The organism is Dinoroseobacter sp. PD6 (assembly GCF_028807315.1).
Taxonomy (GTDB): domain Bacteria; phylum Pseudomonadota; class Alphaproteobacteria; order Rhodobacterales; family Rhodobacteraceae; genus Dinoroseobacter; species Dinoroseobacter shibae.
Window position 1 is genome coordinate 43041 of record NZ_JARAMN010000014.1, and the last position, 14184, is coordinate 57224.

A 14184-nucleotide genomic window follows, 5' to 3' on the forward strand; every position below is an offset into this window, starting at 1 on the left:
GAGCGTCCTTTGGTTTTCATTTCACGAATAGGAGCCCTCATGGAGCGCCGTGATGCCCTGGCAGAAGTGTTTCTGTCCGAACTCGCCACCAACCCGGATTTCGAGCCGAACTTCTATCATGCCCTGGCGGAGGTGGCGCAGGATGTCCTGACCATCGAGAAGAACGATCCCGGCTATGCGGCGGCGCGGGTTCTGGCGCGTCTGGCGGTGCCGGATCGTATCCTGTCGTTCCGGGTGACCTGGGCGGATGATGCAGGCGATGTGCAGGTGAACCAGGCGTGGCGGGTGCAGACCTCCAACGCGATCGGGCCTTACAAGGGCGGCTTGCGGTTTCACCCGTCGGTGACACAGGACACGCTGAAATTCCTGGGCTTCGAGCAGTGTTTCAAGAATGCGCTGACCGGGCTGCCCATGGGCGGGGCCAAGGGCGGGGCGGATTTCAACCCGCGCGGCCGGTCCCGGCAGGAGATCATGCGGTTCTGCCAGGCGCTGATGGCGCAGATGTCCCCCTTCATCGGGCCGGACCAGGATGTGCCCGCCGGGGACATCAATGTCGGCACGCGGGAGGTCGGTTGGCTTTTCGGGGCGTGGCGGCAGCAGCGCGGCACTTTCGGGGGCGCATTCACCGGCAAGGGGCTGAGCTTTGGCGGCTCGAAAATGCGAGTGGAGGCGACCGGCTTCGGCGTGGTCTATTTCGTGGCCTGCATGCTGGCGGAGATGGGCACGTCCCTGGAGGGCAAGCGGGTGCTGGTCTCGGGCAAGGGGAACGTGGCCACCCATGCGGCGCAGAAGGCGGTGGAGGAAGGCGCCAAGGTGCTGACCCTGTCGGATACGGGCGGCACACTTCTGGCCGAGGAGGGCCTGACGCTGGACGCGATCGCCTGGGTTCAGGCGCGCAAGGATGCGGGTGAGGATATCGCCGCGCCGCCCGCGGAGCTGGGCCTGCGGTACCTGGAGGGGCAGACCCCCTGGGAGATCCCGGCGGATATCGCGCTGCCCTGTGCCACCCAGAACGAGCTGGATCAGAGCGCGGCGGAGGCCTTGCGCGACAACGGGCTGACCCTGTTGGCCGAGGGCGCGAACATGCCCCTGACCCGGGAGGCCAGCCGGGTGTTGCGGGCCGCCGGCATCGCGGTGGCACCGGGCAAGGCCGCCAATGCAGGCGGTGTCGCGGTCAGCGGGCTGGAGATGACCCAGAACGCCCAGCGGCTGACCTGGAGTGCGGCGCGGGTGGACGAGACCCTGCGCGACATCATGGAGCGGATCCACCGCGCCGTGGTCGCCGAGGGCCGCGAGGAGGGCCGGATCGATTACGGGCGCGGGGCGAATATCGCGGCCTATCGCAAGCTGGCGGAGGCGATCACCGCCCAGGGGGTGTTGTAATGGCGGGGCGGCGCAGCGGGGCGCAGGCCCTTGTGGAGAGCCTGTTTTCGGCGGGCGTGGACACGGTCTACGGCGTGCCGGGGGAGGAGACCACGGCGCTGATGGCCGCCCTTCAGGACAGCGAGATGGATTTCGTGCTGTGCCGGCACGAGCAGGCGGCGGCCTTCATGGCCGGGGTGCATGGGCGGCTGACCGGGCGACCGGCGGCATGTCTCGCCACGCTGGGGCCGGGGGCGACGAACCTGGTGACCGGGGTGGCAGATGCCACGCTGGATTTCGTGCCGATGATTGCCATCACGGGGCAGGGGGGGCGCGGCCGCCTTGGCCGGGAGAGCCACCAGATCATCGACCTGGAGGCGCTGTTCGCGCCGGTGACGAAACAGAGCCGGACCTTGCTGGAGGCCGACGCGGTCCCCGGGGCCGTGGCCGAGGCGGTGCGCCTGGCCCGGGCGGAAAAGCCGGGCGCGGTGCATCTGTGCCTGCCCGAGGACGTGGCGGAAGCGCAGACCGCGCTGCGCGATGTGCCGGTGCCCCAGGTCATGCCCAGCCCCCCCGCGCCGGAGGCGATTGCCCAGGCGCTGACCCTGTTGACCCGGGCGGAGCGGCCCATCCTGCTGGCCGGGGCCGGGGTGATCCGGGCCGGGGCGACGGCGGAGCTGCGCGCCTTTGCCGAGGCGACCGGGATCGCGGTGGTCACGAGCTTCATGGCCGGGGGCGTGCTGCCGCCGGAGCACGAGTTGACCCTGTTCACCGTGGGCCAGCCCGAAGGCGATTATGTGGATCTGTCCTTCGAGGCGGCGGATCTGATCGTGTCGGCGGGGTTCGACCCGGTGGAATACCCCGCCGCGGATCTGAGCCGGGACGGGGCGATCCCGGTGCTGCATCTCGGGGCCGGGCCGGCCCCGGCGGATGCGGGCTGGCACGTGGCCGGGCAGGTGGTCGCGGGCTTGCCCGAGACACTCGCGGCGCTCACCGAGGTGCTGGAGGCGCGGCGCTGGGACATGCCGCCGGCCTTTGCCGGGGTGCAGTCGGGGATGCGCAAAGCCTTTGCAAGAGCCTATTCCACGTCGTCGGAGGGGCCGATCGCGCCCCAGGATATCTGCGCCGAGATCACCCGGCAGCTGCGTGCCGAGGACACGGTCCTGTCCGGCGTGGGGCTGCACAAGCTGTGGATCGCGCGGCATGTGCTGCCGCGGCGGCCCGGGCAGGTGATCATTCCCAACGGGCTGGCGGGGATGGGCCTTGCCCTGCCCGGGGCGGTTGCGGCGGCGCGGTTGCAGCAGGTGGGCCGGGTGCTCGCGATCTGCGGCGACGGGGACGTGATGATGAACGTCCAGGACATGGAGACGGCGGCGCGGCTGGGGCTCGACCTGACGGTGATGGTCTGGGAGGACGGCGGCTATGGCCTGATCGACGCGCATCAGCAGAAGGCCGGGGACGACTCGACCTTCGGCTTCGGCTCGCCCGACTGGGGGCGGCTCGCGCGCGCCTTCGGCTGGAGCCATGCGCCGGTCGCGGGCCTGTCGGAGTTGGGCGAGATCCTGCGTGCGGGCCATGACAGCGCCGGGCCGACCCTGGTCTCCGTGCCGGTGGATTATGCTGCCGGAGGGGGCTTGCCGGGGGTGCGCCCCGCGGCGTGAGGCGGAACAAAACCGCGCATGCGAACGTTGGTCTTTCAAGCAATGAGCAAGGAGACAGACATGACCGACGCATTGAAAATCATCCCCTCCACCGACGACGTGTCCACCGGCGTCCGCGACACCGCCACCATCGCCAGCGGTCTGGCGGATGTGCTGTCGGACACCTACCGGCTGGTGTTCAAGACCCATGCCTATCACTGGAACGTGGAGGGACCGCTGTTCTATTCGGTGCACAAGATGACCGAGGAGCAGTACGAGAACATGTTCGCGGCCGCCGACGAGCTGGCCGAGCGGATCCGCGCCCTGGGCGAGCTGGCCCCGATGCAGCTGAGCGCCGTGATGGAGCGGTCGCGGGTGCAGGACGGCCATGACGGCATGAGTGCCTTCGAGATGATCGAGGATCTGGCCGCCGACCATGAGAAGATCGCGCACCGGCTCCACGCGCTGGTGGAGCTTGTGGAGAGCCGCAAGGACCCGGTGACCGAGGATCTGGCGACCGAGCGCAGCGCGTTCCACGAGCAAGCGGCCTGGATGCTGCGCGCGCTGACCAAGTCCTGACAGCTCCGATCCGAGTTGCCTGCCTGGCCCCGCCGTTCCCGGCGGGGCTTTTTTCATGGCGTGTTGACGTTTGGGAAACGGGCGTTTCGTGCTACGGATGACATCGCCATGCATCCGGACCGAGGGAGAAACGCAATGCCCGATCATGCCCGAAAGGCCAGCCCGGAAGGGGCGGTGGCCCCGGTCCCGCCAGTGCGACAGCGGCGCGCGACCTTGGCCGCGACCCGGTTGCAGGCCGTGATGCAGGCGAGCCCGCGGGTGACACAGCTTCTGGCGATGCAACAGGGGATGGCCGCGCGGGCGGTGCAGCGGATGGCTGTCGAGGACGAGGCGCCTTTGCAGGGCAAGGGTCTGGAGGATGAGGAGCCGCTTCAGGCCGCCGGGCTGGAAGATGAAGACCCGCTGCAGGGCAGGGGTCTGGAGGACGAAGAGCCGTTGCAGGGCAAGGCGAACGGCGCCGCGCCCGTGCAGGCGCAACCGGGTCCGGGGGGGAATGGGGGCCTGCCGCCGCAGTTGCAGGCGGGCGTCGAGGCGTTGTCGGGCCACTCCATGACTGATGTGCGGGTGCATCGCAATTCCCCGCAGCCCGCGCAGGTCGGCGCGCTCGCCTACGCCCAGGGCCGCGATATCCACCTGGGCCCGGGACAGGAGAAACATCTGCCCCACGAAGCCTGGCACGTGGTCCAGCAGGCCCAGGGCCGGGTGCGGCCCACGATGCAGGCCAAGGGCGTGGCGATCAACGACGACGCGGGGCTGGAGGCCGAGGCGGACCGGATGGGAGCGGCCGCGCAGCGCATGGGCCGATCCCCGGCGCAGTCCGAACCGGGAACGGCTCAGGCCACTCAGGCAGGGGGCGCCATCGCGATCCAGCGTCTGAAGGCGTCGGAAATCGAAGGGATGAAAGCCGAGCTGAAGGAGCGGGTCGATCGCGTCTTCAAGACCAACGCCGCGACGATCAAGCAGAACGCGCCCAGCATCGCCGTGCTGGAGCAGTGGCTCGACAGTATGGAAGAGCTCGAAACACCCGCGCTGGGGGCCGACCCCAAGGCGGCGGCGCAGGAAAGGGACGCTTTCCTGAAACAGTGCCTCGCACCACCGGCAAACCCGACCGCCCACGCCTGGTTCGGCGCCGCGAAATCGGCACCCGCCAGCGCGAGCGCGAGCGCCAGCGCCAAGGCACAGCCCATGCCCAAGCTGAACATCGACATCCTCGGCAAGGAAGGAGTGTCGGGGGCACGCCATCATTACATTGACGGCTGGGCCGCCGCCTGCAAGGTTACGGGCGACGCTGATCTGTGCGAGATGGTCTCCGAAGACCTGCAGAATCTGCACGCCCTCGGCCACGACCTCGTCGGCGAGCACGAGATCCTCCTCGGCGATACCACCGTCAAGGGTCACACGAAGGGCTGCAACGTGCTCTACAGGGCCGCCGCCAAGGCGTGGAACACGCTCAACGTCGAAGTGTACCACTGCGGCCCGGCCAAATCGGCCTCCGGTTCGGGATTCTGACCCGGATCAGGCCTTCAACGTCTCTGTAGACGCGAAGAACATCGCCTGGCTGACGGCCGAGCGGACTTGTTGCTCGGTGTAGGGTTTCGAGATCAGGAAGGCGGGTTCGGGGCCTTCTCCGGTCAGCAGGCGTTCGGGGTAGGCGGTGATGAAGATCACCGGGACCTCGCCGTCGCGGTCGAGGATGCGGTTGACCGCGTCGATGCCGCTGGACTGATCCGCGAGCTGGATGTCCGACAGGATCAGGTCGGGTTTTTCCTCGGCGGCGAGTTCGAGCGCGCGGGTCTCGGTGCGGGCGATGCCGGTGATGCGGTGGCCCATCTCGGCCACGATGCTTTCGAGATCGGCGGCGATGATCGCCTCGTCCTCGATGATCATCACCTTGCCGCTGACCGACCGGGCCATTTCCGCATAGGCGATGTCCACGAGTTCCGAGACCTCGTCGGCGGCGGCGTTCATCACGAAAGCGAGCGGCGTGATGTCGAAGCCCTCGACCGTGTGCAGCAGCAGCGCCTCGCGGGTGTTCGGGGTCAGCCGCCGCAGATGATCCTGGGCCTTGGCCTGCAGGCTGCCGGGAGCGACATCGTCGTCCATCTGCGCGCCGGAGCTGGACCAGATCGCGTGGAACACCCGGAACAGGCCCGCCTTGGGCCCGTGGGCCGCGTCGAACTGGGCCGGGTCCGACAGGATCGCTTCGAGCGTGGCGGCGGCATAGGCGTCGCCGGAGGCGGTGCTGCCGGTGAGGGCGCGGGCATAGCGGCGCAGGTAGGGAAGGTTGGCTCCGATCTGAGCCGAAAGCGATGTATCAGTCACCTGGGACATGAACCCCTCTTGTTGTTCGGATGGCCCGGACTTTGAAAGCGTCCGGGCGCGGGCTAGGTTTTTTTTCGACCGAAGTCTGGAACCAAACGCGCGGTCCTGCGTTTCGGTTCCACAATAATTCGCAGGACCGGATGCCTTGACCCAGAAAGACGTGATGCAGAAACGGCGGAAATCAACGCTCGATGCCCAGATCGACCAGAACCTCAAGCGCGCCTATGAGGATGTTCTGAAGGAAGAGGTGCCGGATCGGCTGACCCAGCTTCTGGAGCAGCTCAAGGCGCAGGATGCCAAGAAAAAGTCCGGGGGTGACGCATGAGCGGTGCACCCAAGGCGGACCCGCGCGACGAGATCGTCGAGCATTTGTCGGCCATGCGCGCCTTTGCGGTCAGCCTGACACGCAACTCGGCCACCGCCGATGACCTGGTGCAGGACACGCTGGTCAAGGCCTGGTCGAATATCGACAAGTTCCAGGCCGGGACGAACATGCGGGCCTGGCTCTTCACCATCCTGCGTAACACCTATTATTCCCTGCGCCGCAAGCGCAAGCGGGAGGTCGAGGACACCGAGGGCGAGATGGCCGCGGGCCTCGCCCAGAAACCCGACCATGACGGGCGCTTGCAGATGCGCGAGTTTGGGGAAGCCTTCGCCGAGTTGCCGGACGAGCAGCGCGAGGCGCTGATCCTGGTTGGCGCGGGCGGATTTTCCTATGAGGAAGCCGCCGAGATGTGCGGCGTGCGGATCGGCACGATCAAGAGCCGGGTGAACCGTGCGCGCAACAAGCTGACCGAGCTTCTGGAGATGTCGGAGGACGACGCGATGGAGATGACCGACAGCGTCACCCAGGGCATCGTTGCCGGAAACCAGAGCGCGGCCTGAGCCTGTGCGCCTGTCCTTGCGCAGCCTGCCGGTTCGGCTGATCGGCCTGATGACGCTTGCCCTGCTGCCGCTCGGGTTGATCTCGCTCTACCAGACGCGGAGCGTGATCGACCGGGCGGAGGATCTGGCCCGCGGCGCCCTGATCGCCGAAGCGCGGCAGGCCGTGGCCCTCGAGCGTCGGGTCCTGATCGAGGCGGTGGGCGCGGCCCGGGGGCTGGGGGTTGCCCTGTTGCCGCTTCTGGACGATCCCGCCCGGTGCAGCGCGGTGCTGGGCGAATTCATCGACCAGAGCAACCAGATCGTGTTCGCGGGGTTCCTGCCGCCGGACGGGGTGATGCGGTGTTCGAGCCATGGCGAGGAGGTGGATTTTTCGGATTTTCCGGGATTTGCAGAGTTGATGGCCGCGCCGGGCCTGAGTTTCGAGGTGAACGAACAGGGCGCGGTGAGCGGCCAGTCAGTGATGATCGCCAATGTGCCGATCTATGCGGCGGGGGCATTTGCGGGTTATGTCGCGATCTCGATCCCCCATGCCATCGTCAACGACCTGTTGCCGAGCCAACCCGCCGAGCGCGGGCTGGAGATCGTGGTGCTGAACCGCGCGGGCGAGGTGATCTCCGCCTCCGAAGGGTTGGACGGGGCTCGGGCGCTCTTGCCCGAGGCGCTGGATACCGGGGTCTTGCGCAGCGATGGCAGCACCACCTTTCGGGGGCGGAACCAAGCCGGGGAAGTACGGGTCTTTGCCACCTTCACCCTGCTGGAGGACGAGGTGCTGGTGATCGGCAGCTGGCCCGTCGGCGCCATCGGGACGGCGCCGGCGCAGGGGCGGATGGCGGTGCTCTTCCCGCTGCTGATGTGGGCGGCCGGGGTGCTGGTGGCCTATTTCGGGCTGCACCGTCTGGTGATCCGCCATGTGAGCGCGTTGCGGGATGCGATGCGCCGCTTCGCCCTGGGGGAGCGGGACGTGGCGGCCCTGCAGCTCGACGCGCCCTCGACCGAATTCGCCCAGGCGCAGCGGGCCTTCAACCGGATGGTTCTGATCCTGTCGGAGGCGGAGGCCCGGCGGGAGCAGGATCTGCAGGACAAGGAGGTGCTGCTGCGCGAGGTGCATCACCGGGTGAAGAACAACCTGCAGATGATCGCCTCGATCATGAACATGCAGAGCCGGACCGTCACCGCGCCCGAGACCAAGCGCGTGTTGCAGGGCTTGCAGCGGCGGGTGCAGGGGTTGGCGGCAATCCACCGGACGCTGTACACAACGACCGAGATGACCTGTGTGGATGTGGCGGCGCTGGCCGACGAGATGGTGTCGGAAGTCGCCGCCCTGGCCGGGCAGGGGGCGCGGGCGGTGACCGTGCGGCGGGATCTGACGCCCTTGCAGCTCTATCCCGACCAGGCGGTGCCCCTGTCCATGGTGTTGTCGGAGATGCTGACAAATGCGTTCAAATACGTGGGCCGGCCCGAGGACGGGGCCGCGCGGATCGACGTGACCCTGAAGGCCGCACCGGACGGGCGAGTGGAGCTGTCGGTGGAGAATACGCGCGGCACGCCCCTGGGCGAGGAACTGGACAATGACAGCACCGGCATCGGCACCCGGCTGATGCGGGCCTTCGTGATGCAGCTCGACGGGGTCGAGGAGGTCGAGGACCTGCCGGACAGCTACAGGATGGTGGTGCGGTTCCGCCCGGCGGAGTTCGTGCCCGATGCTGCCTGAGCGGACGCCTTTCCAGGTGCTGATCACCGCGGAAGAGGCCTGGCCGGCCTTCGAGCGCGCGGTGCTGGACGCACGCGACGAGATCCAGATGGGGTTTCGCATCTTCGACATGACCACGGCCCTGCGCAGCGACGAGGGCCGGGCGGTGGGGGCGGACTGGTTCGACCTTCTGGCGCACAAGCTGGGGCAGGGGGTGCGCATCCGGCTGGTGGTCAGCGATTTCGACCCGGTGATGGCCGCGCCCCTGCACAAGATCGCGCTGGCGACGGCGCGGCAGGGCGCGGGGCTGGCCGAGGTCACGGGCGCGGGCGACCGGCTGGAGGTGGTGCGCGCCCTGCATCCGGCGCGGGCCGGGCTGATGTGGCGCAGCGTGCTGGGGCCGCTGGCCAAGCGCGAGAAGGGCAAGGTGCCGGTCTTTGCCACGGTGACCCATCACCAGAAGATCGCCGTGATCGACCGGGAATGGCTCTATATCGGGGGTTTGGACCAGAACGAGCGGCGGTTCGACACGCTGGAGCATGACCGCAGGGCGCGCCGGACCTGGACCGATGTGCAGCTGTTGCTGCGCGGGCCCGAGGCGGCGGAGGCGGCGGCGCATCTCGACGGGTTCCTGGCGGCCTGTGCGGGGCAGGGGGCCCTTGCGAAGGGTCGGTATCTGCGGCGGACGATCTCGGCGCCACGGCGGTTGCAGGCGCCGTACCTCGCCCCCTGGACCCGGCTGCGGGAGATCGAGGCGGCCCATCTGGAGGCGATCCGCGATGCCGAGCAGCTGATCTATATCGAGACGCAGTTCTTGCGGTCGAGCCGGATCGCGGCGGCGCTTGCCCATGCGGGGATGAGCCGGCCCGGGCTGCGGCTGATCCTGGTGCTGCCGGCGTTGCCCGATGACGTGGCCTTCGAGGACAATCGCGGGGCGGATGCGCGGTTCGGGCTGTGGCTGAGCCACAAGAGCCTGAAGCGGGTGACGGAGGCGTTCGGGCCGCGGGCAGCGGTGCTCAGCCCGGTCAAGCCCGAGCGCGCGGCGGAGGATGACCTGAAGGTCCATGCCGGCGCGCCGATGGTCTACGTCCATTCCAAGGTTCTGATCTGCGACGACCGGCGGGCGCTGGTGTGCTCGGCGAACCTGAACGGGCGGTCATTGCGCTGGGACACGGAGGTGGCGCTGGATCTGCGCGCGCCGGAGCGGGTGGGGGCCCTGTGGCGGGCGCTGGCGATGCATTGGTGGGGCGGGGCGGTGCCGGACAGCGCGCTGGCGCTGGGGACGGCGCAGGCCTGGTGGGCGGCGCAGGCCGAAGAGAACGCCCGCAGCGCCCCGGAGGCCCGGCGCGGGTTCATGGTGCCCCATGACATCGCGCAGGTGCCGGAGTTGTACATGCCCATGCCCGGGGTGCCCGAGGACATCGTGTGAGATCGGCAAGGCCGGGGCAAAACCCCGGCCTACATCCTTGCGCAAAGGGCGGGGCCGGGGGTAGGCCGGGGTTTCACCCCGGCGCCCCGTGCCGTCGCTCAGGCCGCGCTGTCGAAGACCGGCTTGTCGAGGGCGGCGAGGATCTGCGGCTTCCAGTCCTGCACCGTGTTGCCCAGCACCGAGGCGCGCAGCCCGGCCATGCGGGCCTTGCGCTCGGCCGCATCCATGTCCAGCGCCTCCTGGATGCGCAGGTCCATGGATTTGTGCGAGAACGGGTTGGTGATGATGGCATCCTCCAGCTCCACCGCGGCCCCGGCGAATTCCGACAGGACCAGCACCCCGTCGCCGTCGATCCGGGAGGCGATGAATTCCTTGCACACCAGATTCATCCCGTCCGCCAGCGGCGTGATCCAGGCCACATCCGCCGCCCGGTAATAGGCCACGAGGTCGGTGAACGGGATCGCGCGGGACACCAGCACCAGCGGGTGCCAGTCGAGCGAGCCGAAACGGCCGTTGATCCGGCCCGCGACCTGCTCGATCTCGTTCTGGATCTCTTCATAGGCGGCCATGTTGCGGTTCGCCGACACCGACACATGCATCAGCTGCACCTTGCCGCGCAGGTCGGCCCGGGCCTCCAGCACGCGCTCGAAGCTCTCGAGCTGCTGCACGCCGCCCTTGGTGTAATCGGTGCGGCCCACCGACAGAAGCAGCCGCGTCTCGTCCATCTCGGCGCGGATCTCGGCGGCGCGGGCCTGGGTCGCGGGCGCATGGGCCTGGGCGTCGATATAGGCGGCATCCACCCCGAGGGGTGTCACCGTCACCGTCACGTCGCGCCCGTCATGGGTGATCATGCTGGGCAGCACCCGCTCCGTCAGGGCGGTGCCTTCGGAAATCCAGGCCTCGGGCACCGCGTGGCGCTTGGGCGTGTCCACGTCGAACAGGCTGCGCGCGACAGACACGAAATTCGCCGCATAGCGCGGGATGTGGAAGCCCACCTCGTCACAGGCCAGCAGGCTGCCGATGATTTCCTTGCGCCAGGGCAGCATGTTGAAGATATCCGCCGAGGGGAAGGGCGTGTGGTGGAAGAAGGCGATCTTCACATCCGGGCGCATCGCGCGTAGGAACCCGGGCACCAGCCACAGATTGTAGTCGTGGATCCAGACCACGGCCCCCTCGGCGGCCTCTTCGGAGGCGGCCTCGGCGAAGCGGCGATTCACGTCGCGGAAATTCTCCCACTCCACGGGGTCGTAATTGAACCGCTCCTTGAAGCCGTGCAGGATTGGCCAGAAGGCCTCCTTGGAGGTGACGTGATAGAATTCGCGCACCTGGTCGGGCGCCAGCGGCAGGCGGGAGACCGTGTAGTTCCCGTAATCGTCGGAGATCTCGACCTTGCGGTCGAATTCCGGGGTCTCGGGGGTCTCGGTCTGTTTCCAGGCGATCCAGGACCCATGGGAGACGCGCCCGAAGAAGCTCTTGAGCGTGGGGACGATGCCATTGGGGCTCTTGTTCTCGCGGAAGACGGTCTGGCCGTTCTCCTCGACTTCTTCATAGGGCTGACGGTGGTAGACGATCACGAGATCTGACGACATGGGTCTCTCCTTCAGCTTTTCGGAAACAGGTTCAGGTGGGTGATCGCCTCGGCGATCCCGGCGACGCCGATGCCGCGCGCGACATGGACATGATCAAGCGGTTCGACCTCGGCCAGCAGGGCGGGCTCGGAGCCGCCCACGGCCACGGCAGGCAGGCCGAGCCGGAGCATCGACAGGTCGTTGAGCGTGTCGCCGGCCACCAGCGTCTTGTGGTTCTGCACGCCCAGATGGGTCAGCAGTCGCAGCAGCGACGGGCCCTTGCTGACCCCCTTGGGCAGGACGTCGAAGAAGCGGTTGTCGGATTTCAGCGCGTCGAGGCCCAGATCGGCCACGATGTCGAAGGCGCGGTCCTCGAAGGCGTCGGGGTCGAGGTCATAGCTCGCCCGGTAGCGGAAGCCCGTCGATTGCAAACGCAACCCCTTGACCCCGCGCAGCGCGGCCTGCACCCGCGTGCCCGCATCGCCCCAGGCGTCGGCGATATCCGCCTCCAGCATCTCGATCGGGCTGAGAAAATGGTCGGTCTTGCCCATTTCGGCGATGGTCGTGCCGACGTCGCCCACCACGTAATCGGGCTTGGGCACCTCGCCGCGGCGGGCCATCTGGCTGATGAACCCGGCGTCGCGGCCGGTGACGAAGATCAGGCCGACCCGGGCGCGGTTCGCCTCGATCCAGTTGTAGAAGGTGGCGCGGTCGGCGTCGGTGCCGCCGAGGAAGGTGCCGTCGAGATCGGTGGCGAGCACCAGGTCCTTTTCGGCGATGGGAGAGGGGGGGAAGGTTTCGTGACGGGTCATGAGATCCTTTCGGCAAGTGTTGCGATGGCCTGATCGGTGGCCGGGTGATCGAAAGACAGGTCCATGGCGCGCGGCTCGGCCTCGATCGGGCGGGCCCAGAGCGCGGCGAAGGCCTGCCCGAGATCCGCGCCGTCATGGAGAATGGCACGGACAGTTTCGCAGATCGGCATGGAGACACCGACGCTGCGGGCGAGATCGGTGACGGAGCGGGCGTTGACCTCGCCCTCCACCACCACGGGTTTGCCGTCGAAACAGGCGGCGCGCGCGAGGCCCTGGCCCAGTTGCTGGCCGAGCGACATGTTGCGCGAGGTCGGGCTGGAGCAGGTCAGGGACAGATCGCCGATGCCCGACAGGCCGGTGACGGTTTCGCGGCGACCGCCCAGGGCCTCGGCCAGCGTCTTCATCTCGTCGAGGCCGCGGGTGATCAGGGCGGCACGGGTGTTCTCGGCAAACCCCGCGCCGGTCATCATCCCGCAGGCGATGGCGATGACGTTCTTGACCGCGCCGCCGATCTCCACCGCCACCAGGTCGTCGGAGACATAGGCGCGGAAGCTCTCGGTGGTCAGGGACACGGCGAGCCGGGCGGCGGGACTGTCCTGCGGGCGCAGGCGGTCGGCATAAGAGAACGGGAAGGCCACGGTGGCGGCGGTCGGGTGGCCGAGGGCGGTTTCCACCGCGAAGGTGGGGCCCGAGACGCAGCCGATCGGGCATTTGCCCAGTTCTTCTTCGGCCACCTGGGTCATCAACAGGCCCGTCTCGGCCTCGATCCCCTTGGCGCAGACCGCGATGGGCAGGCCGTCGGGGACGTATTCCGCCACCTGGCGCGCGACGCTGCGCACGCTGCGCGAGGGGACCACGATCAGCGCGGCCTCGGCGCCCGTCAGCGCGCCTTCCATGTCCTTGACCGCGCGCAGGCTGGCCGGGAGGGTCACGCCCGGCAGGTGTGGGGTGCTGTTCCCGGCATTGATCTCGCGCAGAACGGCCGGATCCCGTCCCCAGAGCCGGGTTTCAACCCCGGCGCGGGCCAAGGTCACGGCCAGGGCCGTGCCCCAGGACCCGGCGCCGAGCACGGCGACGCGGGCGAAGGGGCGGGCGTTGAATGGAAGGGGGGCGCCGGAGACGGGCTCGTGCTTCATCGGGACCTCGAAGGGTTGGAAGAGGGCAGGGACGGCTCAGGGCACCGGCGCGCAGGGGCGCGCAGCAGTGCCGCGTATATGTCGCTTACAGAACAGTCATGTCGCTTAAAGTGCATTGCTGGCTCCGAAGGTCAATAGTTGTGCCGTATTTCTGCCGGGTCTTTCCCCGCCCTGTGCAGTTTTGCACCGACTTGCCGGGAAATCATGCAGGGCGTGGACGCGCGCGCGCACGCCAAAAGGGGCGCCCCGCAGGACGCCCCCTGGTCCGGTCGCGCGACGCGCGGGGCGCCGCCCGGTGTGGGATGTTATCCGGAGACAATGGTCTTCAGCTTCATCTCGGCCTGCGAGCGGTCGCTCATGTCCACGGCCAGGATTTCAGCCTTCTGGGCCTCCGTCAGGTTGTCGGCATCCGCCGCGATGTCGAAATCATCCAGAATGCTCTGCACGACTTCGCTGTCCGGGGTTGCGACCTCGACATCCGGGACGGACACGTCCGCGGTGACGTTCGTGTCGGTGGCGGAGGCGCCCACGATCTGTTCCAGCCGCTGTTCGGCCACGGAGCGGTCACTCACGTCGAGCGCCTGGATCTCGGCCAGTTGCGCGGTGCTCAGGCTGTCGGCATCCGCCGCGATGTCATACTCGTTGAGCAACTGCTGGGCGTTGCGGACCAGGTCCATCTTGGCATCGGCGCTCATGTCCGCGAGGGCCGGTGCGGCGAGAAGGGTCAGGGCGGTGGTGTAGGTCAGAATGCGTTTCATGGT

At 68.3% G+C, this 14184-nt stretch carries 13 protein-coding genes; 8 read left to right on the top strand and 5 right to left on the bottom strand.

Annotated features, from left to right (window positions below; all coding sequences use genetic code 11):
- The first annotated feature begins 39 nt into the window (after nucleotides 1-39).
- The 4 genes from gdhA (at nucleotide 40) to PVW48_RS18530 (ending at nucleotide 5090) form a co-directional block, all read left to right on the top strand.
- Nucleotides 40-1383 (top strand): NADP-specific glutamate dehydrogenase, encoded by a 1344-nt coding sequence (gene gdhA, locus PVW48_RS18515; protein WP_274582426.1) that lies wholly within the window; start codon nucleotides 40-42, stop codon nucleotides 1381-1383.
- Nucleotides 1383-3023 (top strand): acetolactate synthase large subunit, encoded by a 1641-nt coding sequence (locus tag PVW48_RS18520; protein ID WP_274582427.1) that lies wholly within the window; start codon nucleotides 1383-1385, stop codon nucleotides 3021-3023. The genes gdhA and PVW48_RS18520 overlap by 1 nt, the downstream gene beginning before the upstream one ends.
- Before the next feature lie 60 nt (nucleotides 3024-3083).
- A complete protein-coding gene (locus PVW48_RS18525) occupies nucleotides 3084-3581 on the top strand; it encodes a Dps family protein (protein ID WP_012187232.1) in 498 nt (165 codons plus the stop codon).
- Between the two features lie 135 nt (nucleotides 3582-3716).
- A complete protein-coding gene (locus tag PVW48_RS18530) occupies nucleotides 3717-5090 on the top strand; it encodes an eCIS core domain-containing protein (RefSeq protein WP_274582428.1) in 1374 nt (457 codons plus the stop codon).
- A 6-nt stretch (nucleotides 5091-5096) separates the two neighbouring features.
- On the opposite strand, the gene PVW48_RS18535 is transcribed toward PVW48_RS18530, so the two are convergent.
- The gene (locus PVW48_RS18535; RefSeq protein ID WP_274582429.1) at nucleotides 5097-5912 is read right to left on the bottom strand and encodes a response regulator; all 816 of its coding nucleotides are present in this window, start codon (nucleotides 5910-5912) and stop codon (nucleotides 5097-5099) included.
- A 136-nt stretch (nucleotides 5913-6048) separates the two neighbouring features.
- On the opposite strand from PVW48_RS18535, the gene PVW48_RS18540 reads away from it, so the two are divergent.
- From PVW48_RS18540 to PVW48_RS18555, 4 genes are read left to right on the top strand one after another with little or no spacing between them, the layout of a single operon-like run.
- Entirely contained in the window at nucleotides 6049-6228 is a 180-nt protein-coding gene (locus PVW48_RS18540) for a NepR family anti-sigma factor (protein ID WP_012187229.1), read from the top strand.
- Nucleotides 6225-6788: an RNA polymerase sigma factor gene (locus PVW48_RS18545; protein ID WP_012187228.1), complete on the top strand. Its 564-nt coding sequence runs from the start codon at nucleotides 6225-6227 to the stop codon at nucleotides 6786-6788. Before PVW48_RS18540 ends, PVW48_RS18545 begins: the two co-directional genes overlap by 4 nt.
- Nucleotides 6789-6792: 4 nt before the next feature.
- Nucleotides 6793-8499, top strand: coding sequence for a sensor histidine kinase (locus tag PVW48_RS18550; RefSeq protein WP_274582430.1), 1707 nt, complete (start codon nucleotides 6793-6795; stop codon nucleotides 8497-8499).
- Nucleotides 8489-9907 carry a phospholipase D family protein gene (locus PVW48_RS18555; protein ID WP_274582431.1) on the top strand — a complete coding sequence of 473 codons (1419 nt, stop codon included), beginning with the start codon at nucleotides 8489-8491 and terminating at the stop codon, nucleotides 9905-9907. The genes PVW48_RS18550 and PVW48_RS18555 overlap by 11 nt, the downstream gene beginning before the upstream one ends.
- A gap of 98 nt (nucleotides 9908-10005) precedes the next feature.
- Here PVW48_RS18555 and ggpS read toward each other — a convergent pair whose 3' ends face one another.
- The 4 genes from ggpS to PVW48_RS18575 all read right to left on the bottom strand — a co-directional run bounded on the left by ggpS (nucleotide 10006) and on the right by PVW48_RS18575 (nucleotide 14181).
- The gene (gene ggpS, locus PVW48_RS18560; RefSeq protein WP_274582432.1) at nucleotides 10006-11496 is read right to left on the bottom strand and encodes a glucosylglycerol-phosphate synthase; all 1491 of its coding nucleotides are present in this window, start codon (nucleotides 11494-11496) and stop codon (nucleotides 10006-10008) included.
- A gap of 11 nt (nucleotides 11497-11507) precedes the next feature.
- Complete coding sequence (locus PVW48_RS18565) at nucleotides 11508-12287, bottom strand: HAD family hydrolase (protein WP_274582433.1); 780 nt, start codon at nucleotides 12285-12287, stop codon at nucleotides 11508-11510.
- The gene (locus PVW48_RS18570; RefSeq protein ID WP_274582434.1) at nucleotides 12284-13423 is read right to left on the bottom strand and encodes an NAD(P)H-dependent glycerol-3-phosphate dehydrogenase; all 1140 of its coding nucleotides are present in this window, start codon (nucleotides 13421-13423) and stop codon (nucleotides 12284-12286) included. Before PVW48_RS18570 ends, PVW48_RS18565 begins: the two co-directional genes overlap by 4 nt.
- Nucleotides 13424-13728: 305 nt before the next feature.
- On the bottom strand, nucleotides 13729-14181 hold the full coding sequence (locus tag PVW48_RS18575; protein ID WP_012187222.1) for a hypothetical protein: 453 nt from the start codon (nucleotides 14179-14181) through the stop codon (nucleotides 13729-13731).
- Nucleotides 14182-14184 lie beyond the last annotated feature (3 nt).

Bases quoted from the DNA above. Each gene is read 5' to 3' on its own strand.
- gdhA (WP_274582426.1), top strand. From the start codon at position 40: ATGGAGCGCCGTGATGCCCTGGCAGAAGTGTTTCTGTCCGAACTCGCC.
- PVW48_RS18520 (WP_274582427.1), top strand. From the start codon at position 1,383: ATGGCGGGGCGGCGCAGCGGGGCGCAGGCCCTTGTGGAGAGCCTGTTT.
- PVW48_RS18525 (WP_012187232.1), top strand. From the start codon at position 3,084: ATGACCGACGCATTGAAAATCATCCCCTCCACCGACGACGTGTCCACC.
- PVW48_RS18530 (WP_274582428.1), top strand. From the start codon at position 3,717: ATGCCCGATCATGCCCGAAAGGCCAGCCCGGAAGGGGCGGTGGCCCCG.
- PVW48_RS18535 (WP_274582429.1), bottom strand. From the start codon at position 5,912: ATGTCCCAGGTGACTGATACATCGCTTTCGGCTCAGATCGGAGCCAAC.
- PVW48_RS18545 (WP_012187228.1), top strand. From the start codon at position 6,225: ATGAGCGGTGCACCCAAGGCGGACCCGCGCGACGAGATCGTCGAGCAT.
- PVW48_RS18555 (WP_274582431.1), top strand. From the start codon at position 8,489: ATGCTGCCTGAGCGGACGCCTTTCCAGGTGCTGATCACCGCGGAAGAG.
- ggpS (WP_274582432.1), bottom strand. From the start codon at position 11,496: ATGTCGTCAGATCTCGTGATCGTCTACCACCGTCAGCCCTATGAAGAA.
- PVW48_RS18565 (WP_274582433.1), bottom strand. From the start codon at position 12,287: ATGACCCGTCACGAAACCTTCCCCCCCTCTCCCATCGCCGAAAAGGAC.
- PVW48_RS18570 (WP_274582434.1), bottom strand. From the start codon at position 13,423: ATGAAGCACGAGCCCGTCTCCGGCGCCCCCCTTCCATTCAACGCCCGC.
- PVW48_RS18575 (WP_012187222.1), bottom strand. From the start codon at position 14,181: ATGAAACGCATTCTGACCTACACCACCGCCCTGACCCTTCTCGCCGCA.